Source organism: Methylobacterium sp. J-068 (assembly GCF_022829445.1).
Classification (GTDB): domain Bacteria; phylum Pseudomonadota; class Alphaproteobacteria; order Rhizobiales; family Beijerinckiaceae; genus Methylobacterium.
This window is the reverse complement of sequence record NZ_JAKSXY010000044.1, coordinates 31281-48093: the sequence shown is the minus strand read 5'-3', so window position 1 is coordinate 48093 and position 16813 is coordinate 31281. Positions and strand designations below refer to the sequence as shown.

The window sequence follows — 16813 nt, the reverse complement described above, 5'->3', positions numbered from 1 at the left end:
CACCTGATCATGGCCACGCAGCGTCCGTCGGTGGACGTGATCACGGGCACGATCAAGGCGAACTTCCCGACCCGGATCTCCTTCCAGGTGACCAGCAAGATCGACAGCCGCACGATCCTGGGCGAGATGGGCGCCGAGCAGTTGCTGGGCCAGGGCGACATGCTGTTCATGGCCGGCGGCGGGCGTACCACGCGCGTGCATGGGCCGTTCTGCTCGGATTCGGAAGTCGAGAGCGTGGTCGCCCACCTCAAGCGCCAGGGCCGCCCCTCCTACCTCGAGGCCGTCACGGCGGATGACGGCAGCAGCGACGAGAAGCCGGCCAAGGGCTCGAAGGCGGACAAGGCCGACAAGGCGGAGAAGGCCCAGGCCGCCGAGGCCGAGGACCTGGACGCCCCGATCTTCGATGCCGGCGCCTATGCGGGCAGCGGCGGGATCGATCCCGGCGCCGAGCTCTACGACCAGGCCGTGCAGGTGGTGATGCGCGACAAGAAGGCGTCGACCTCCTACATCCAGCGCCGCCTTCAGATCGGCTACAACCGCGCCGCCTCGATCATGGAGCGGATGGAGATCGAGGGCATCGTCGGCCCGGCCAACCACGCCGGCAAGCGCGAGATCCTGATGGAGGGCGGCCACGCCGCCTCCGGCATGATGGACTACGACGACTGAGCCCGCCGCCCGAACCCCCCTCTTCCAAGCGGGAGAGGGGGCCTGACGCGGATCGTCGAGCCGGCCTCACGGCGTGGCGCTCGTCCGATGCTAACCCCACCCGTCGCATATTCGCCACAGGGTGGGCTTCTAAGCGGGCAGCACCCGCCTCGTTCGAACTGCCTTCAGGAGAGCGTCCCGATGATCGGCCGCCGTCACCGCCTCGCCGCCGGTCCTGTGCTCGTCCTGGCGGCCGGGCTCGCCCTGCCGCAGCCGGCCTCCGCCCAGGTTTCCTCCTTCCTCGACGGCCTGTTCGGACGCAAGGAGCAGCCGGCCCCCGCCCCCGAGCCGGAACCCGCCCCGGAGGCCGCGCCGCCGGCCGCCGCGCCGAAGAAGCCGGTGGCCCAGGCGCCGAAGCCGGCCAAGGCCACGGCCGAAAAGGCAAGCAAGACGCCCGACGCGAAGGCCGCGACCAAGGCGTCCGAGGGCGCCAGGATCGCGGACACCAAGATCGCGGACACCAAGGCTGAGGCGAAGGCGCCCGCCAAGGTCGCGGCGGTCGGCGCCCCCGCCCTCGCGTCCGATGCCGACCCGGCCGCCGTGGTCGCGCAGGCCAACGCGTATTTCAACGGCATCACCACGCTCACGGGCAGCTTCGTCCAGATCGGCCCGGACGGGCGCCGCATCGGCGGCAAGCTGACCCTGGCCAAGCCCGGCCGCATGCGCTTCGACTACGACCAGCCCTCGCCGCTGGAGATCGTGGCCGACGGCACCTCGGTGGCGGTCAAGGACCGCAAGCTCGGCACCCAGGACCTCTACTTCATCTCGCAGACGCCCCTGAAATTCCTGCTGCGGGAGAAGATCGACCTCGCCAAGGACCTGACCGTCAACGACGTCTCCAACGATCCGGGCGGCGTGCGCATCGCCCTGGAGGACCGCTCGACGCTCGGCGGCACCTCGAAGATCCAGCTGTTCTTCGATGCCGAGTTGAAGACCCTGAGCCAGTGGCGGATCACCGATCCGCAGGGCTACCAGACCATCGTGCAGCTCTCGAACCTGCAGAAGGGCCGCGCCGTCGACGGGGCTGCGTTCTTCATCAATTACGGCCGTGCCGAGGACCGGGCGGCCGAGCGCCAGATCCGGGCGCAGTAACGGAGCGGACCGGAGGCCGGCCTTGTCGCGCCGGTGCCGATGCTGCAAAGCGTCGGGCTCGCGACACACGAGCCGAGCCCATGCACGACATCCGCGCCATCCGCGAGAACCCGGACGCTTTCGACGAGGCCCTGCGCCGGCGCGGCCTGTCGCCGCTCGCGGCCGAGCTGATCGCCCTCGACGACGCGCGCAAATCCGCGGTCTCGGCGGCGCAAGGCAACCAGGAGCGCCGCAACGCGCTGGCCAAGGAGATCGGCGGCGCCAAGAAGGCGAAGGACGAGGCCCGCGCGCAAGAATTGATGGCCGAGGTCGCCCGCCTGAAGGAGGAGGCGCCGGCGCTTGAAGACGCGCAAGGCGAGACCGGCAAGACCCTGGACGAGCGCCTCGCCGCGATCCCGAATCGCCCCAACCCGGACGTGCCGGAAGGCGCCGACGAGCACGGCAACGTGGAGTATCGCCGCTTCGAGGCCACGCGCCCGCAACTCGCTACCGGGAAGCAGCATTTCGAGATCGGCGAGGCCTCGGGCCTGATGGATTTCGAGGCCGCCTCCCGGATGTCCGGCGCCCGCTTCGTGGTGCTGAAGGGCCAACTCGCCCGCCTGGAGCGGGCGCTCGGGCAGTTCATGCTCGACCTGCATACGGGCGAGCACGGCTATACCGAGGTGGCACCGCCGATCCTCGTGCGCGACGAGGCGATGTTCGGCACGGCGCAGTTGCCGAAGTTTGAAGATGACCAATTTTATGCAATGTCAGGAACGCTTCCCAAGGGCGTTCAGCAAAAGGCAGATTTGGTCGAATCAAATTATCGCAATGCATTAGATAATTTCAATAATGTTACAAAAGAAGTGCCGTTTAATATTGATGAATTAATACAACGCTTGGGAAATAAGATCGGTGATCTGGATACCAATTTAATAAGCACTTTTTTTAAGAAAAAGGATTTGGAGATAGGCGCTTATAAGGGGCAGCTTGAAGCGGTTATTGATCAACTGTTCAAATTCGTTGGGCCTCTAGAAAATCGCCGCTGGCTCATCCCCACAGCCGAAGTCCCCCTCACCAACCTCGTCCGCGAATCGATCCTGCGCGAGGAAGAACTCCCCTTGCGCTTCACCGCCCTCACCCCGTGCTTTCGGGCTGAGGCCGGGTCGGCGGGGCGGGACACGCGCGGCATGCTGCGCCAGCACCAGTTCAACAAGGTCGAACTCGTCTCGATCACCACGGCGGAGCAATCGGCCAACGAGCACGAGCGCATGCTGGGCTCGGCCGAGGCCGTGCTGAAGAAGCTCGACCTGCCCTACCGGATCATGACGCTGTGTACCGGCGACATGGGCTTCGCGAGCCAGAAGACCTACGACATCGAGGTCTGGATGCCGGGCCAGGAGACGTTCCGCGAGATCTCGTCCTGCTCGGTCTGCGGCGACTTCCAGGCGCGGCGGATGAACGCGCGCGTGCGGGCGAAGGACGGCAAGGCGGTGAACTTCGTCCACACCCTCAACGGCTCAGGCGTCGCGGTCGGCCGCGCGCTCATCGCCGTGATGGAGAACTACCAGAACCCGGATGGCAGCGTCACGGTGCCGTCGGTGCTGAAGGCCTATATGGGCGGGATCGACCGGATCGAGGGGTTCAAGAGCTGATGCGCATTCTCGTCACCAACGACGACGGCATCCACGCGCCGGGTCTCGAAACCCTGGAGGGGATCGCCCGCGCCATCTCGGACGACGTCTGGGTGGTGGCGCCGGAGACCGACCAGTCCGGCGTCTCGCACTCGCTCTCGCTGAACGACCCCTTGCGCCTGCGGCAGGTGGCCGAGAAGCGCTTCGCCGTGAAGGGCACGCCCTCCGACTGCGTGATCATGGGGGTGCGCCACATCCTCAAGGATCACGGGCCGGACCTCGTGCTCTCGGGCGTCAACCGGGGCCAGAACGTCGCCGAGGACGTGACCTATTCGGGCACCATCGCGGCGGCGATGGAGGGCACCATCCTCAACGTGCGCTCCATCGCGCTGAGCCAGGCCTACGGTGCCGGCGGGCGCGGCGCCATCAAGTGGCACTGCGCCGCCGAGCACGGGCCTGGCGTGGTCCGCAAGATCCTCGAGATCGGGATCGAGCCCGGCATCGTCGTCAACGTGAATTTTCCCGATTGCGAGCCCGGTGAGGTCCAGGGCACGGCGGTGGCCGCGCAGGGTTTTCGCAATCAGGCGTTGCTCGCCATCGACGCCCGTCAGGACGGGCGCGGCAACCCGTATTTCTGGCTCGCCTTCGCCAAGGCCACCTTCGAGCCCGGCCACGGCACCGACCTCAAGGCCATCGCCGAGCGCCGCATCTCGGTGACGCCGCTGCGCCTCGACCTCACGGACGAGCCGAGCCTGACGCGCTTCGCGCAAGGGTTTTCGCAGTAGGCGGGCGCCTGTCGAGGGCGGCCATGATGCGAGGGCGGCCGTGATGCGAGAGTGCCCACGATGAACGAGGGCTCGATCGAGGATGCCGCCTTCGTCATGGCCCTGCGGGGCCGGGGCGTGCGCGACACCGACACCCTGCGGGCGATGGAGCGGGTGCCGCGCGAGCGCTTCGCGCCGGCCCATCACCGCGACCTCGCCCGGCGCGACCTCGCGCTGCCCCTCCCCTGCGGCCAGACCATGACGGCGCCGACCATCGTGGCGACGATGCTGGCCGCGCTGGCCGTGCGCCCCGGCGCCCGCATCCTGGAGGTCGGCACCGGCTCCGGCTACGTCACCGCCCTGCTGCTGCGGCTCGGCGCCCGCCACGTCCGCAGCGTCGAGCGCTACGCCACCCTGGCCGAGGATGCCCGCGACAACCTCCTGCCCGAGGACCGGCCGCTGGCCGAGATCGTGACCGGCGACGGGCTCGACCCGGACGCCCTCGCGGGGCTGGAGCCCTTCGACCGCATCCTCCTCAACGGCGCCGTCCCGGCCCTGCCCCACGCGCTCGCCGCCGCCCTGGCGCCCGGCGGCCGTCTCGTGGCCGCCCTCGGGCCGGCCGGAGCGACGGCCCTCGTCACGCTGGCGCGCGGGGCCGACCGCAGCCACGACGCCCCACGGCCCGGCCCGGCCCTACGTCTGACGCCGCTCACGCCCGGCCGCGCCCGCGTGCTGTAGGCCGGCCAAGGTTCCCGGCCGAGGTTCCCGCTCAAGGTTCCCGACATCGCCGTTCGTGGCGCAAACGTGGTGAATCGGAACGGTTGCTTAACCTGAATCCGGTTTGAATGATGGCATCAAGTTGCGTCAGGCAAACAGGTGCGTCGATGCGGGTTCGCGGGACTGGTCGAGGGTTGAGGACGCTGTCGCGCTTCGCGCTCATCGGCGTGATTGGAGGCGGTGCGGCCGCCTGTTCTTCGGATGCGTCCCGTTTGGGCGATCCTTTCGGCAACCCCTTCGCCTCGAATCTATCGAGCGAGCCCGCCGCGACGGGCAGCCTGCCCGACGGCGAGATCGCGCCGGCGCCGGTGGTGCGCACCAGCCGCATCCAGTCCCAGGCGCTCGGCGCCCCGGGCGTCGCGATGTCGCCGCGCCCCGTGGCCGCCGCGCCCGCCCCGGCGCGGGTCCAGACCAGCCGCCTCGCCTCCACCGAGCCCGTCTCCGGTGGCATGACGTCCGGTGGTATGGCGTCCGGCTCCGCGGTCTCGGGCATGAACCCCGATGCCGGCCGCATGAGCACCCGCGCGGTGCCCGCCGCTCCGGCGCCGAAGGTGATCGACCGTGCCGCCGAGAAGCGCGCCGCCGACGCCCGCCGCGAGGCGGAGGCGCGCGAGGCCGCCGAGGCCAAGCGGGAGGTCGAGGCCGCCAAGCTCGCCGAGGCCCGCAAGCTGGTCGAGGCCAGCCGGTCCGCCGAGGCGAAGAAGGCCGCAGAGAAGGCGGCGAGCGCCGCCAAGCTCGCCGAGGCCAAGAAGCTGGTCGAGGCCCGCAAGGTCGCGGAGGCCAAGGCCGCCGCCGACGCGAAGAAGCATGTCCGCCCCGGACAGGCCGTCGCCAAGGTCGAGGACAAGCCGGTCCGCAAGATCGAGATCAAGGAAGCCAAGGCCGAGGTGAAGGCGGACACGGCCAAGGTGGACACGGCGAAGGCCGATGCCGCCAAGAAGGCGGACGCCGCCCGGAAGGCCGCCGAGGCCGAGGCCAAGCTCGCCAAGGCGGACGCCGCCAAGGAGGCCGCCCGCAAGGTCGCCGAGGCGAAGGCCGCGGAGGCTGCCGCCAAGGAAGCCGCGAAGGCGCCCGTGAAAGTCGCCGCCGTCGAGACGAAGGCAGAACCCGCCACGACCAGCTCGGTCGCTCCGGCCGTGGAGCAGTCGTTCCGCTGGCCCGCCAAGGGCCGGGTGATCTCGGGCTACGGCTCGTCCGGCAACGAGGGCATCAACATCTCGGTGCCCGAGGGAACGGCCGTGAAGGCCGCCGAGGACGGCACCGTCGCCTATGCGGGTTCCGACGTGAAGGGCTACGGCAAGCTCGTGCTGGTGCGCCATACCAACGGCTACGTCTCGGCCTATGCCCATAACGGCGAACTCGATGTCCGCCCCGGCGAGAAGGTGAAGCGCGGCCAGACCATCGCGAAGTCCGGCGCCTCCGGCAACGTGACCTCGCCCCAGCTCCACTTCGAGATCCGCAAGGGCGCGACCCCGGTCGACCCGATGCCGCACCTCGCCAGCAACTGATTTCGAGCGTCCCCGTCGACGCATCAGGACGGCGGCCCCATGGGGCCGCCGTTTCTCGTTCGCGGCCTCAGCGCCCCGTGCGCACCCGCGTCCAGGCGCGCGTGACGAAGCGCTGGGTGCGGTCGTCCCAGGCGGTGTTGGTGGAGAGGCGCTGCATCGTCGCCTCGTCGGGATAGATGCCCGTATTGGCCAGGATCTCCGGCTTGACGAACTTTTTCGCCGCGCCGTTGCCGCTGGCATAGGAGACGAAGTTGGTGTTGGCCGCCGCCACCTCGGGCCGCATCATGTAATCGAGGAAGGCGTGGGCCTCCGCCGCGTGGGGTGCGTCCTTCGGGATCGCGAAGGCGTCGAACCACATCAGCGCACCCTCGCGCGGGACGAAATAGCCGATCTCGATGCCGTTCTTGGCCTCCTCGGCGCGCTTTCGCGCCTGCATCACGTCGCCCGAATACCCGACCGCGAGGCAGAGATCGCCGTTGGCCAGACCGTTGATGTATTCCGAGGAGTGGAACTTGCGCACCGAGCCCCGCACCTTGAACAGGGCGTCGGTGACCTGGGTGATGTCGTCCCAGCGCTTGGAATCGGGCTTGAGGCCGTAGAACGGCAGCATGCTGGGGATCAGGTCCTCGGGCGAGTCCAGCAGCATCACGCCGCAATCCTTGAGCTTGGCGATCAGGCCCGGATTGAGGACGAGGCTCCAGGTGTTCAGTGGCTGGCCCGCGCCCAGGCGCTCGCGCACGAGGCCGAGATTCACCCCGAGGCCGGTGGTGCCCCACATGTAGTCCACGGCGTAGGTGTTGCCGGGATCGTAGGTGGCGAGCCGCGCGGCGATCTCGGGCCAGGCATGGACGAGGTTGGGAATCCGGGCCTTGTCGAGGGGCATGAACACGCCCGCCCGGATCAGCCGCTGCAGGAACGGCCCGGAGGGCGCCACCACGTCGTAGCCGGAGCGCCCGGCGAGCAGCTTGGTCTCGAGGATCTCGTTGTTGTCGTAGGTGTCGTAGACGACCCTGATGCCGGTTTCCTTCGTGAAGGCCTCGAGCACCTTGGGGTCGATGTAATCCGACCAGTTGTAGATGTTGACGACGCGCGTCCCGGCCGGCGCCTGCGCGCGGGCGCCGGCCCCGAAGGCCAGGGCGGCGAGCGCCCCGGCCAGCAGGCCCCCGGTGATGAGCGCGCGGCGGGTGCCGGCTCGGATCATGCCTGTCCCTTGGCCGCCACGACGACGATCTCGACGCGGTATTCGGGGGCGGCGAGCTTGGCCTCCACCGTGGCGCGGGCGGGCGGGTTGTCCTTCGGGACCCAGGCGTCCCAGGCGGCGTTCATCTCCGCGAAGGTGGCGATGTCGGCGAGATAGATGGTGGCCGTGAGGATGCGGCTCTTGTCGGTGCCGGCCGCCATCAGCAGGCGGTCGATCTCGCCGAGGATCTCCTGCGTCTGCGCGGTGACGCCGGCGCCCACCGCGGTGCCGGCGACCTGGCCGGCGAGGAAGACCAGGTCGCCGTGGCTGACGGCCTGGCTCATGCGCGGACCGGATTCGAAGCGCTGGATCGTCATGGTCGGGTTTCGTGCCTCTTCGCGTGTCGGCCCTGGGGCGCCCCGTGGCGCCGCGGCTCGGGTCAGCGTTGTGCCGCGCCGGGCCATCCGCCGTAAAGGCCCCGCCCGCCTGGGGAGACGCCCTTCGATGCCGCGTGGCGTCCACGCGACAAACTCGCCTCTTGCAGCGCAACTCAAATCGAAGCTGCGGCGTTCTCACCCCAGGCGCTAAGGCCAAGGCGACAAAGCCAGCCGTTACGGCCGTTTGAGTCCGACCCAGAGGGTTCGGCCAAGTTCGAGGATCAGCTCATGGGTATCATCTGGACCATCATCATCGGCTTCGTCGCCGGTGTCATCGCCAAGTTCATCATGCCGGGCAACAACGAGCCGTCGGGCTTCATCCTCACGACGATTCTCGGCATCGTCGGCGCCTTCGTCGCCACCTTCCTCGGCCAGGCCCTCGGCTGGTACGGCCCGAACCAGGGCGCGGGCCTCATCGGCGCCGTCGTCGGCGCCATCGTGGTGCTCGCGATCTACGGCTTCATCCAGGGCCGCCGCTCGACCACGACGCTCTGAGCCTCGCGACACGCTGAAAGCATCACGGAAAAAGGGCGCCTCCTCGGAGGCGCCCTTTTTCATGTCCGGACCCGTGCGAGGCCCGATGCCGTCCGGCATCGGGCCTTCCGGCGCTCAGGCCTCGTGCGTCACCGCCTTGACGGCGCAGTGACCCGTGGCGCCGCGAATGGCGAGGCCCGCGCCGACCACGAGGGCGGCGAGGCTCAGCCACTTGTTCGGACGTGGCTGCGCGGCCGCGGCGGCGATGCCGAGGCCGAGCACCACCGACACGGCGCGCTCCGTGGTGGTCAGGTTCGGGGTGCCGCTGAAGATGTCGTGGATCATCGCATTGGCCATGGGTGGCAAGCTCCTGTGCTGCGTCGCGGGGCGAACGCGGCGGGTGGGGCGGCGTTCCACGGCGCGGGGGCGTGTCGGTGCGGCGCGACACCGGGCCGCCTGCGCCGGCACGTGATGAGCGAAACATTCCGGCAACGTATCCCCAGGCTTCGATCCCCGGCCAGCTCTCGCGACCTCGTCGATCGGTGCGCGTACGCTCGATCGAAGCGGATCAACCGGTTTGAGGCGGCGCGCGAGCGGTCGGCGCATCGGCCGCGCCTACCGGGCGTTGGGCAGGCGCACCGTCACGTTGGGCTTATCGCTCGGTGCCGCCTTGGCGGCGGGTGGCGCGTCGCCCCAGCGCGTCGCCTCGATGCGCACCGTGCCCCATCCGGTGGCGACCGCGATCGAGACCGGCAGCAGGAGCGAGCCGTCGAGGATCGGGGCGAAGCGCACGTGCAGATCGTCGTTCTCGGCCATGCGCCGGACGTTGGTGCCCTGCGCCCGGTGGCCCGCGATCGGCACCCAGCGCACCCGGCAATCCAGGGCCGGCCCGCGATAGGCCCCCTCCGTCACCGCGACCACGCTCCCGCGCGACAGCAGGAGATCGGCCCGCATCGCCCCGTCGAAGACCGCGATGCGGCGGTCGCACAGGGCCGGTTCCAGGGGGGCGTCCCGGAGGGGGATCGTCAGCATCGTGAGGGGGTCGGTGACGCCGATCAGGTCCTGCGGGCTCACCGGGACGCGGTCGGGCCGCGGCGTCGGGGGCGGCTCGACCGTGGCGCTGCGCACCCGCCCGCCCGCGAGGTCCAGCACCACCGCGATCGGCTTGCCGGCATAGCGGCTGTCGACGCGGAACGTCGCCGTCACCGCGCCGCCGCGCGCCGTCGATCCCGCCACCACGGCCTTGCCGGCGCCGTCGAGGAAGAAGCCCGCGAGGCCCCGCAGGCCGGCCTCGAGCTCCAGCGCGTAGCGCTCGCCCGCCCGCTCGACGGCGAGCGTCGCCTCGCCGACGCGCAGGTTGAGGAAGCTGAGGCTGTAGGCGACGTCGAACCGGCGCGTGGGCGCCTCGCCGACGGCCTGCGCGGAGCCGCCGCCGGCCACGAGCAGCGCGAGCGTCGAGGCCCGCGCGAGCGTCGAAGCTCGGGCGGTCGCTCGCCTGCACCTGCGGCCGGACACGGCGTTCATGCCTCACCTCGCCTCGTACCGCGCGCCCGCTCCCCGGCCCGCGCGAGCCGTCGCCGTGGAACCCCGACGCACGGACCCTTGTCATATCAGCGTCGGCGCCGTCTCCTATGAGCGCTTCGGCACCCCGCGCGCGGAATGCCCGGCGCGAACGGAGCCGCCTTGAGAACGACCGCGAGAACGACCGCCTTGGATCGACCCGCCCGATACGCCCTGTACTTCACGCCCGCTCCGGGATCGGCGCTGGACGCGTTCGGGGACGCGATCTTCAGGGACGCGATCCTCGGGGACGGCGTCCCGGGCGTTCCGGAGGCGCTGCGGACCTTCCTCGCCGCCAACACCGCGGAGCCGCGCGTCTACGGCTTCCACGCCACCCTGAAGGCGCCGATGCGCCTGGGGCCGGGCGTGACGGAAGCCGATCTCCTCGCGGCCGCGGAGGGGCTGGCGCTGCACCGGGAGCCCATCCTGGTCGGGCCTCTGCGCGTCACGGCCCTCGGCGACGTCATCGCCCTGGTGCCGGAGGCCGCGCCGCCCACTCTCGGCCTTTTCGCCGCCGAGTGCGTCGCGGCCCTCGATCCGCTGCGCGCGCCCCTGACCGGGGCCGAGCGCGCGCGCCGCCGCCCCGAGCACCTCGGGCCCCGCGAACGCTCGCTGCTGGAGCGCTGGGGCTACCCGCACGTCTTCGAGGCGTTCCGGTTTCACATGACGCTGACCGGCGGCCTCGCGCCACGGGACCGGGAGGCGTTCCTGCCAGCCCTGGCGGAGGCCTATCGGGGTGTCCCCGACCTCGTCATCGATGCGGTGAGCGTCGTCGTTCAGGAGCGTCCGCAGGACGGCGCGCCGTTCCGCCTCCTGCGCCGCATGGCGTTTCGCCCCTGAAGGAGCACGCGATGGTGTCCGATCGCCTCGGGACCGGCGCGGTGGTGGGCGCGGGCGCGATCCTGACCCGGGACGTGGCGCCCTACACCATCGTGGTCGGCAATCCCGGCCGGGTGGTACGACGGCGCTGTCCCGAAGCCGTCGCCGAGCGCCTGCGGGTCCTGGCCTGGTGGGAGTGGGACCACGCGCGCCTGCGCCGGGCCTTGCCGGACTTCCGTGCCCTGTCGATCGAGGCCTTCCTGGAACGTCACGAAGCGGGGACGCCCGATGACCGGTAGTATTTAGCCGAATACTGTCATTCTCCTGTCGTGCGGGAGGCGTTTACCGGAATACACCGTTTCCGCCGGACAACGTCATGCTGATCTTCGAAGATCTCACCCGTCAATACGGTGATCGGCGCGCGGTGGACGGCGTCTCGCTCACCATCCCGCGCGGCGCCTTCGTGGGTGTGATCGGGCGCTCCGGGGCCGGCAAGTCGACCCTGCTGCGCATGATCAACCGCCTCGCCGAGCCCACCGGCGGACGCATCCTGTTCGATGGTCTCGACGTCACGGCCCTGCGCGGCCGCGACCTGCGGCGCTGGCGGGCGCGCTGCGCCATGATCTTCCAGCAATTCCACCTCGTCGGTCGGCTCGACGTGCTGAGCAACGTGCTGATGGGCCGGCTGTCGGAGGTGCCGCGGCACCGCTCGCTCCTCAAGCTCTGGTCGGAGGGCGAGCGCGCCCTGGCGCTCGGCGCCCTCGACGCTTTCGGCATGGGCGCCTTCGCGGGCCATCGCGCCGACCAGCTCTCCGGCGGCCAGCAGCAGCGCGTCGCCATCGCGCGGGCGATGATGCAGGCGCCGGACGTCATCCTGGCCGACGAGCCCGTCGCCTCCCTCGATCCGCGCAACACCCGCATCGTCATGGACGCCCTCGCCGAGGCCAACCGCCGCCACGGCATCACCGTGCTGTGCAACCTGCACTCCCTCGACCTCGCGCGCAGCTTCTGCGACCGCCTCGTCGGCCTCGCCGATGGCCGCCTCGTGTTCGACGGCGCGCCCGCCGACCTCACCGACGAGGTGGCCCGCCGGCTCTATGGGCTGGAGGCGGGCGAGGTGCTCGACGCGCCCGCCTCCCCCCGCGCTGCCTACCCCACAGCCCTCGTCGCCTGATCCCTGTGCCGTTCCTCCGGGAGAGTCCCATGCTGACCCGTCGCACCCTCGCCGGCGCCATCGCGCTCGCGCTCCTCGCCCCGCCGGTCGCCGCGCAGGACTGGAAGGCGGCCTATCCGGAACTGACCCTGGCGGTGATCCCGGCCGAGAACGCGTCCGGCACCGCGGACCGCTACGCGCCGATGACCGCCTATCTCTCGAAGGCCCTCGGCGTGCCGGTGAGGCTGCGCATCGCCAACGACTACGCCGCCGTGATCGAGAGCCAGCGCGCCGGCAACGCCCAGCTCGCCTTCTACGGTCCGGCCTCCTTCGCCCGCGCGGTGATGACCGGCGTCAAGGTGGAGCCGATCGTCAACCAGCGCCACGACACCGGCGCATCGGGCTACTATTCGGTGATCTACGTGCGCGCCGACAGCCCGTACAGGACGATCGCGGACCTGAAGGGCCGGAACCTCGCCCTGGTCGATCCCAACTCCACCTCCGGCAACCAGGCGCCGCGCTTCTTCCTGCACAAGGCCGGCCACCCGGTGGACGCGTTCTTCGGCAGGACCGTCTATGCCGGCAGTCACGAGAACGCCGTGCTCGCCCTCGTCCAGGGGACGGTGGACGCCGCCGCGAACCTCTACAACACCGACACCGACACCATGGTGACCCGCATGGCGGCCAAGGGGCTGCTCAGGAAGCCCGACGGCCGCTCGATGAGCCAGGACGACTTCCGCGTGGTGTTCAAGTCCGACTTCCTGCCCGAGGGGCCCTTCGCCATGCTGGCGAGCCTGCCCGACGACCTCAAGGCGAAGCTCCGCCAGGCCTTGGTGGACCTGCCCACGGCCGACAAGGCGGCCTTCGACCGGCTCTCGGACGGCAAGGATCTCGGCCTCACGCCCGTGACCCTGAAGGATTACCAGCCGATCATCGAGATGCTGAAGTTCAACGACGACCAGCGCCGCAAGTCCTGATCCGCGCGGCCCTCCGGACGCCTGCGCCGGGTTCCCCGCATGCCTGAACGGATCACGCCGTTGTCCCCCGACCGGGCCGCCGCCCTGGCGGGGGCCTATGACGGCGCCGCCGCCGCGACCCGGCGGCGGGCCTGGCTCGGCCTCGCGGTGCTGGTCGTCCTCACCGCGCTCGCCGCGCGGGCCGCCGAGGTGCGCCCGTGGCTGCTGGCGGCCAACCTCGGAAAATTCACCGCCTACATCGCCCAGATCCTGCCGCCCCTGACCCTCGGACACCTGCGGGGCGACCTCGCCGAATGGTACTGGGGCTGGCCGAAATGGCTCGCGCTCCTGGGCGAGACCCTGCTGATGGCCTATCTCGGCACCCTGCTCGGCGCCGTCGGCGGCTTCCTCCTGTGCTTCTCCGCCGCCGCCAACGTGACCCAGGGCCGGACGGTCCGTTTCCTCGTCCGGCGCGGGCTGGAATTCGGCCGCACGGTCCCGGAGATCGTGTTCGCGCTGATCTTCGTCATCGCCTTCGGCCTCGGCCCGATGGTGGGCGTGCTCGCCATCGCGATCCACAGCACGGGGGCCCTGGGCAAGCTGTTCTCCGAGGTGGTCGAGAACATCGACATGAAGCCCGTGGAGAGCCTCACCGCCGCCGGGGCCGGCCGGATCGAGATCCTGCGCTTCGCCGTGCTGCCGCAGGTGCTCTCGAACTTCGTCTCCTACGGGCTCCTGCGCTTCGAGATCAACGTGCGCGGCGCGGGCGTGATGGGCTTCGTCGGGGCCGGCGGGATCGGGCAGGAACTCCTCGTCGCGATTCGCAACTTCTACTACGCCGACGTCAGCGCGATCCTGGTCCTCGTCATGCTCACCGTGATGGCGATCGACCTCGGCACGGAGCGCCTGCGCCACCGGCTGCTCGGAGGCCTGCGATGAGCCCGCCGACGCCCTCCCCGGCCGAGATCGCCGCCCTGCGGCAGCGCTACCCGGAGTGTTTCCGGCCGGCCCGGCGCGCGCATGTCCTCGCCGGCCTCGCGGTCGCCGGCCTCGTCGCGCTCGCCGCCTACGCGATGGTCCGGCTCGATTTTTCCGCCGCCCGCCTTCTCGCCGGCCTCGGGCGCCTCGGCGAATTCAGCCTGCTGATGCTGCCGCCCGAGGCCGGCGGCCGTGGCTGGGTCTTCCTGCACGCGCTTGCCGAGACCCTCGGCATCGCCTTCATCGGCACCCTGGCGGCGGCGTGCCTCGCGTTTCCGGTGGCGTTCCTGGCCGCCCGCAACGTCGTGCCGAACCCCTTCGCGCATTTCGCCGTCCGGCGCGGCCTCGACGTGGTCCGGTCCGTCGACGTGCTGATCTGGGCGCTGATCTGGATCAACGTCGTCGGGCTCGGCCCCTTCGCGGGGGCGCTCGCCATCGCCTGCTCGGATTTCGGGGCCCTGGGCAAGTTGTTCTCGGAGGCGGTCGAGACCGTCGACGGCAAGGCCGGCGAGGGCGTCTCCGCCTCGGGCGGCGCCGAACTGCACCGCATCCGCTTCGGCATCGTCCCGGCGGTGCTGCCGGTGCTCGGCAGTCAGGTGCTGTACCTGTTCGAATCGAACACCCGCTCGGCCACCATCATCGGCATCGTGGGCGCGGGCGGCATCGGCCAGTACCTCACGGAACTGATCCGCGTGCTCGAACTGCGCCAGGTCGCCTTCCTGATCCTGATGATCCTCGTCACCGTCGCGGGGATCGATGCCGTCTCGGGGCGCCTGCGCCGGGCGCTGATCGGGGGCGCGGCGCGCTAGCGCCTATTCCACCACCAGTTCCACCCGGTCGGCGGCGAACAGGCTGCGCGTCGCCTGGATGCGCCGGCCCTCGGCATCGACGTTCACGCTCGAGAGCGCGATCAGGGTGCGGCCGGGGGCGATGTCGAGGCGCTCGGCCTCCTCGGGACTGGCCGGGCGGGCGCCGATCCGGGTCGAGTGCCGGGTGTAGTCCGCCACGCCGAACCCGGCATAGGCGCGGGTGATCGAGCCGCTGGCGGCGTAAGCGGCGTCGAAGCCGGCGAAGCGCGGCAGCGGCAGGCAGGTCCGGGCCGTCGAGATCGGCGCGCCGTCGGCCCGGTGCAGGGTCAGGAGGGCGAGGATCGCAGCGCCGGGCGCGATGCCCAGCGCCTCCGCCCAGCCCGCATCGGCCGGCACCGTCGTGGCCGACAGGAGGTCGCCCCAGGCCTCGCGGCCAGCGCGCGACACGATCTCGGAGAACCGGGTCCGGGGCCCGATCGGGTAGGGGATCGGCCCCTGCTCCACGAAGCTGCCCCTGCCCTGGCTCGTCCGCACCAGCCCGTCCTCGGCCAGCACGCCGAGCGCCCGGCGCACCGTGTGCCGGTTCACGCCGAAGCGCGCGGCCAGCGCCGATTCGGCGGGAAGCTGCGCCCCGGCGGCGAACGCCCCGTCGCGAATATCCTGCGCCAGCGCGTCCGCGATCTGCCGCCAAGCGGCCAGGCCGCCCCCTCGCCGCAGGGCCGTCACGGGCCGCAGGTCCGTCACGGATCGAAGGTCCGTCACGCGCGTGTCGCTCGCCTCATCCATGACGTGCCCGAAAATCCTTGCGTCGATTGATCCACTTGTCTACACATATAGACATGTTTGGAGACAGCCATTGATGCCGAGCGCCAGCCAAACACCACCCGACCCCGGGACGCCAGACGTTTCCGCGCGGCAAATCGCGATGGCGCGGGCCGGCATGGCGACGTGCGACGAGCTGCGCGAGGCTCTGGCACGGGCCGGGGCAGGCCTCGCGGCCGAGAACCTGCGCCCGCCGGAGACCGGCCTCGTGATGGTGCGCGGGCGAATCGGCGGCGACGGCCGTCCCTTCAACGCCGGCGAGGCCACGGTCACGCGGGCCGCCGTGCGCCTGCCCGGCGGCGAGACGGGCTTTGCCTACCATCTCGGCCGCGACCGGGCGCGGGCGCGCCTCGCGGCCATCCTCGACGCGCATTGGCAGCGCCCGGAGGCGCGACCGGCGATTGAGGCGGCGCTCGCCGCGATCGCCGAGCGTCGGGCGGCGGCGGCGGCCCGGGCGGCCCGCAAGGTCGCGGCGACGCGGGTGAACTTCTTCACCCTGGCGCGGGGAGAGGATTGATGGCGCGCGCTTCCGTCGACGCCGCTCTCGCCCGCCCCCTTACCCGCCCCCTCGCCCGCGGCTTCCCCGATCCCGTTCACGACGCGCAGGGCGTGTTCCGCGCCGCGATGGAGGCCCTGAGCCGGCCCGGCCGGATCGGTCCCCTCGTCACCGCCCTGGCGCCCCCCGCCCCGCTCACCCCGGAACTCGCGGCCCTGGCCCTGGCTCTCGTCGACGCCGACACGCCGGTCTGGCTCGATGCGCCCTTGCGCGCCGAACCGGCGGTCGCCGCGTTCCTGCGTTTCCACACCGGCGCGCCGATCGTCGCCGAGCCGGAGCGGGCGACCTTCGCGCTGATCGCCGATCCGGCGCGGTGTCCGGCCTTCACGGCGTTCGCGCAGGGTACTCTCGCCCACCCGGATGCCTCCGCGACCCTGATCCTGGCCGTCGAGACCCTGTCGAACGACGCGGGCCCCGCCTTCGCGGGGCCGGGCCTCCGGGAAGCGACGCGGTTCGGTGCGGGCCCCCTGCCGGCCGACTGGGTCGCCCGCCTCGTCGCGAACCAGGCCGGCTTTCCGCAGGGCATCGACCTCCTCTTCGTCGCGCCCGGACGCCTCGCCGGCCTGCCGCGCTCGGCCCGCCCCGTCGCCCCGGAGGTCTCGTCGTGATC

19 protein-coding genes and 1 pseudogene are annotated in these 16813 nt (G+C 71.0%); 15 read left to right on the top strand and 5 right to left on the bottom strand.

The window, feature by feature from the left end:
- The 6 genes from MKK54_RS03880 to MKK54_RS03855 all read left to right on the top strand — a co-directional run.
- The coding region (locus MKK54_RS03880) for a DNA translocase FtsK (protein ID WP_279597152.1) at nucleotides 1–666 on the top strand (666 nt) is incomplete at its 5' end.
- 180 nt (nucleotides 667–846) lie between these two features.
- Nucleotides 847–1797, top strand: a complete 951-nt coding sequence (locus MKK54_RS03875) for a LolA family protein (RefSeq protein WP_244009259.1) — start codon at nucleotides 847–849, stop codon at nucleotides 1795–1797.
- An 80-nt stretch (nucleotides 1798–1877) separates the two neighbouring features.
- On the top strand, nucleotides 1878–3431 hold the full coding sequence (gene serS, locus MKK54_RS03870; RefSeq protein ID WP_244009258.1) for a serine--tRNA ligase: 1554 nt from the start codon (nucleotides 1878–1880) through the stop codon (nucleotides 3429–3431).
- Nucleotides 3431–4195, top strand: a complete 765-nt coding sequence (surE, locus tag MKK54_RS03865; protein WP_244009256.1) for a 5'/3'-nucleotidase SurE — start codon at nucleotides 3431–3433, stop codon at nucleotides 4193–4195. The genes serS and surE overlap by 1 nt, the downstream gene beginning before the upstream one ends.
- 60 nt (nucleotides 4196–4255) lie before the next feature.
- Complete coding sequence (locus MKK54_RS03860; protein WP_244009255.1) at nucleotides 4256–4912, top strand: protein-L-isoaspartate O-methyltransferase family protein; 657 nt, start codon at nucleotides 4256–4258, stop codon at nucleotides 4910–4912.
- Nucleotides 4913–5058: 146 nt separating this feature from the next.
- A complete protein-coding gene (locus MKK54_RS03855; RefSeq protein WP_244009254.1) occupies nucleotides 5059–6459 on the top strand; it encodes a murein hydrolase activator EnvC family protein in 1401 nt (466 codons plus the stop codon).
- Between the two features lie 67 nt (nucleotides 6460–6526).
- Here the strand turns inward: MKK54_RS03855 and MKK54_RS03850 are convergent, their stop codons facing one another.
- Both MKK54_RS03850 and MKK54_RS03845 read right to left on the bottom strand, forming a co-directional pair.
- On the bottom strand, nucleotides 6527–7660 hold the full coding sequence (locus tag MKK54_RS03850) for a polyamine ABC transporter substrate-binding protein (protein WP_244009253.1): 1134 nt from the start codon (nucleotides 7658–7660) through the stop codon (nucleotides 6527–6529).
- A complete protein-coding gene (locus tag MKK54_RS03845) occupies nucleotides 7657–8016 on the bottom strand; it encodes a RidA family protein (RefSeq protein WP_244009252.1) in 360 nt (119 codons plus the stop codon). The genes MKK54_RS03850 and MKK54_RS03845 overlap by 4 nt, the downstream gene beginning before the upstream one ends.
- 288 nt (nucleotides 8017–8304) lie before the next feature.
- Here MKK54_RS03845 and MKK54_RS03840 point away from each other — a divergent pair, with 288 nt between their 5' ends.
- Complete coding sequence (locus MKK54_RS03840; protein ID WP_244009251.1) at nucleotides 8305–8571, top strand: GlsB/YeaQ/YmgE family stress response membrane protein; 267 nt, start codon at nucleotides 8305–8307, stop codon at nucleotides 8569–8571.
- 114 nt (nucleotides 8572–8685) lie between these two features.
- Here MKK54_RS03840 and MKK54_RS03835 read toward each other — a convergent pair whose 3' ends face one another.
- Together MKK54_RS03835 and MKK54_RS03830 are read right to left on the bottom strand one after the other, a co-directional pair.
- Nucleotides 8686–8907, bottom strand: coding sequence for a DUF2892 domain-containing protein (locus MKK54_RS03835; protein WP_244009250.1), 222 nt, complete (start codon nucleotides 8905–8907; stop codon nucleotides 8686–8688).
- A 258-nt stretch (nucleotides 8908–9165) separates the two neighbouring features.
- Nucleotides 9166–10074 carry a DUF3108 domain-containing protein gene (locus MKK54_RS03830; protein ID WP_244009249.1) on the bottom strand — a complete coding sequence of 303 codons (909 nt, stop codon included), beginning with the start codon at nucleotides 10072–10074 and terminating at the stop codon, nucleotides 9166–9168.
- A 186-nt stretch (nucleotides 10075–10260) separates the two neighbouring features.
- On the opposite strand from MKK54_RS03830, the gene MKK54_RS03825 reads away from it, so the two are divergent.
- The 6 genes and pseudogenes from MKK54_RS03825 (at nucleotide 10261) to phnE (MKK54_RS03800) (ending at nucleotide 14825) form a co-directional block, all read left to right on the top strand.
- Nucleotides 10261–10950, top strand: a complete 690-nt coding sequence (locus MKK54_RS03825) for a DUF1045 domain-containing protein (RefSeq protein WP_244009248.1) — start codon at nucleotides 10261–10263, stop codon at nucleotides 10948–10950.
- A gap of 26 nt (nucleotides 10951–10976) precedes the next feature.
- Nucleotides 10977–11228, top strand: a pseudogene (locus MKK54_RS03820) (chloramphenicol acetyltransferase); the annotation flags it as partial.
- Nucleotides 11229–11305: 77 nt separating this feature from the next.
- Nucleotides 11306–12103 carry a phosphonate ABC transporter ATP-binding protein gene (gene phnC, locus MKK54_RS03815; RefSeq protein WP_244009247.1) on the top strand — a complete coding sequence of 266 codons (798 nt, stop codon included), beginning with the start codon at nucleotides 11306–11308 and terminating at the stop codon, nucleotides 12101–12103.
- Nucleotides 12104–12132: 29 nt separating this feature from the next.
- Nucleotides 12133–13059 carry a phosphonate ABC transporter substrate-binding protein gene (phnD, locus tag MKK54_RS03810; RefSeq protein WP_244009246.1) on the top strand — a complete coding sequence of 309 codons (927 nt, stop codon included), beginning with the start codon at nucleotides 12133–12135 and terminating at the stop codon, nucleotides 13057–13059.
- Nucleotides 13060–13098: 39 nt separating this feature from the next.
- Nucleotides 13099–13977 carry a phosphonate ABC transporter, permease protein PhnE gene (gene phnE, locus MKK54_RS03805; protein ID WP_244009244.1) on the top strand — a complete coding sequence of 293 codons (879 nt, stop codon included), beginning with the start codon at nucleotides 13099–13101 and terminating at the stop codon, nucleotides 13975–13977.
- Entirely contained in the window at nucleotides 13974–14825 is an 852-nt protein-coding gene (phnE, locus tag MKK54_RS03800) for a phosphonate ABC transporter, permease protein PhnE (protein WP_244009243.1), read from the top strand. The genes phnE (MKK54_RS03805) and phnE (MKK54_RS03800) overlap by 4 nt, the downstream gene beginning before the upstream one ends.
- A 3-nt stretch (nucleotides 14826–14828) precedes the next feature.
- Here the strand turns inward: phnE (MKK54_RS03800) and phnF are convergent, their stop codons facing one another.
- The gene (phnF, locus tag MKK54_RS03795; RefSeq protein ID WP_244009242.1) at nucleotides 14829–15611 is read right to left on the bottom strand and encodes a phosphonate metabolism transcriptional regulator PhnF; all 783 of its coding nucleotides are present in this window, start codon (nucleotides 15609–15611) and stop codon (nucleotides 14829–14831) included.
- A 73-nt stretch (nucleotides 15612–15684) separates the two neighbouring features.
- Between phnF and phnG the strand changes: the two genes are divergently transcribed.
- Nucleotides 15685–16164, top strand: a complete 480-nt coding sequence (phnG, locus tag MKK54_RS03790) for a phosphonate C-P lyase system protein PhnG (protein WP_279597151.1) — start codon at nucleotides 15685–15687, stop codon at nucleotides 16162–16164.
- Nucleotides 16164–16811, top strand: coding sequence for a phosphonate C-P lyase system protein PhnH (phnH, locus tag MKK54_RS03785; protein ID WP_244009240.1), 648 nt, complete (start codon nucleotides 16164–16166; stop codon nucleotides 16809–16811). The genes phnG and phnH overlap by 1 nt, the downstream gene beginning before the upstream one ends.
- Nucleotides 16812–16813 lie beyond the last annotated feature (2 nt).

Bases quoted from the DNA above. Each gene is read 5' to 3' on its own strand.
- phnE (WP_244009244.1), top strand. From the start codon at position 13,099: ATGCCTGAACGGATCACGCCGTTGTCCCCCGACCGGGCCGCCGCCCTG.
- MKK54_RS03840 (WP_244009251.1), top strand. From the start codon at position 8,305: ATGGGTATCATCTGGACCATCATCATCGGCTTCGTCGCCGGTGTCATC.
- MKK54_RS03875 (WP_244009259.1), top strand. From the start codon at position 847: ATGATCGGCCGCCGTCACCGCCTCGCCGCCGGTCCTGTGCTCGTCCTG.
- MKK54_RS03860 (WP_244009255.1), top strand. From the start codon at position 4,256: ATGAACGAGGGCTCGATCGAGGATGCCGCCTTCGTCATGGCCCTGCGG.
- phnE (WP_244009243.1), top strand. From the start codon at position 13,974: ATGAGCCCGCCGACGCCCTCCCCGGCCGAGATCGCCGCCCTGCGGCAG.
- phnD (WP_244009246.1), top strand. From the start codon at position 12,133: ATGCTGACCCGTCGCACCCTCGCCGGCGCCATCGCGCTCGCGCTCCTC.
- MKK54_RS03835 (WP_244009250.1), bottom strand. From the start codon at position 8,907: ATGGCCAATGCGATGATCCACGACATCTTCAGCGGCACCCCGAACCTG.
- MKK54_RS03850 (WP_244009253.1), bottom strand. From the start codon at position 7,660: ATGATCCGAGCCGGCACCCGCCGCGCGCTCATCACCGGGGGCCTGCTG.
- MKK54_RS03830 (WP_244009249.1), bottom strand. From the start codon at position 10,074: ATGAACGCCGTGTCCGGCCGCAGGTGCAGGCGAGCGACCGCCCGAGCT.
- phnG (WP_279597151.1), top strand. From the start codon at position 15,685: ATGCCGAGCGCCAGCCAAACACCACCCGACCCCGGGACGCCAGACGTT.
- serS (WP_244009258.1), top strand. From the start codon at position 1,878: ATGCACGACATCCGCGCCATCCGCGAGAACCCGGACGCTTTCGACGAG.
- surE (WP_244009256.1), top strand. From the start codon at position 3,431: ATGCGCATTCTCGTCACCAACGACGACGGCATCCACGCGCCGGGTCTC.
- MKK54_RS03855 (WP_244009254.1), top strand. From the start codon at position 5,059: ATGCGGGTTCGCGGGACTGGTCGAGGGTTGAGGACGCTGTCGCGCTTC.
- MKK54_RS03845 (WP_244009252.1), bottom strand. From the start codon at position 8,016: ATGACGATCCAGCGCTTCGAATCCGGTCCGCGCATGAGCCAGGCCGTC.
- phnC (WP_244009247.1), top strand. From the start codon at position 11,306: ATGCTGATCTTCGAAGATCTCACCCGTCAATACGGTGATCGGCGCGCG.
- phnF (WP_244009242.1), bottom strand. From the start codon at position 15,611: ATGGATGAGGCGAGCGACACGCGCGTGACGGACCTTCGATCCGTGACG.
- phnH (WP_244009240.1), top strand. From the start codon at position 16,164: ATGGCGCGCGCTTCCGTCGACGCCGCTCTCGCCCGCCCCCTTACCCGC.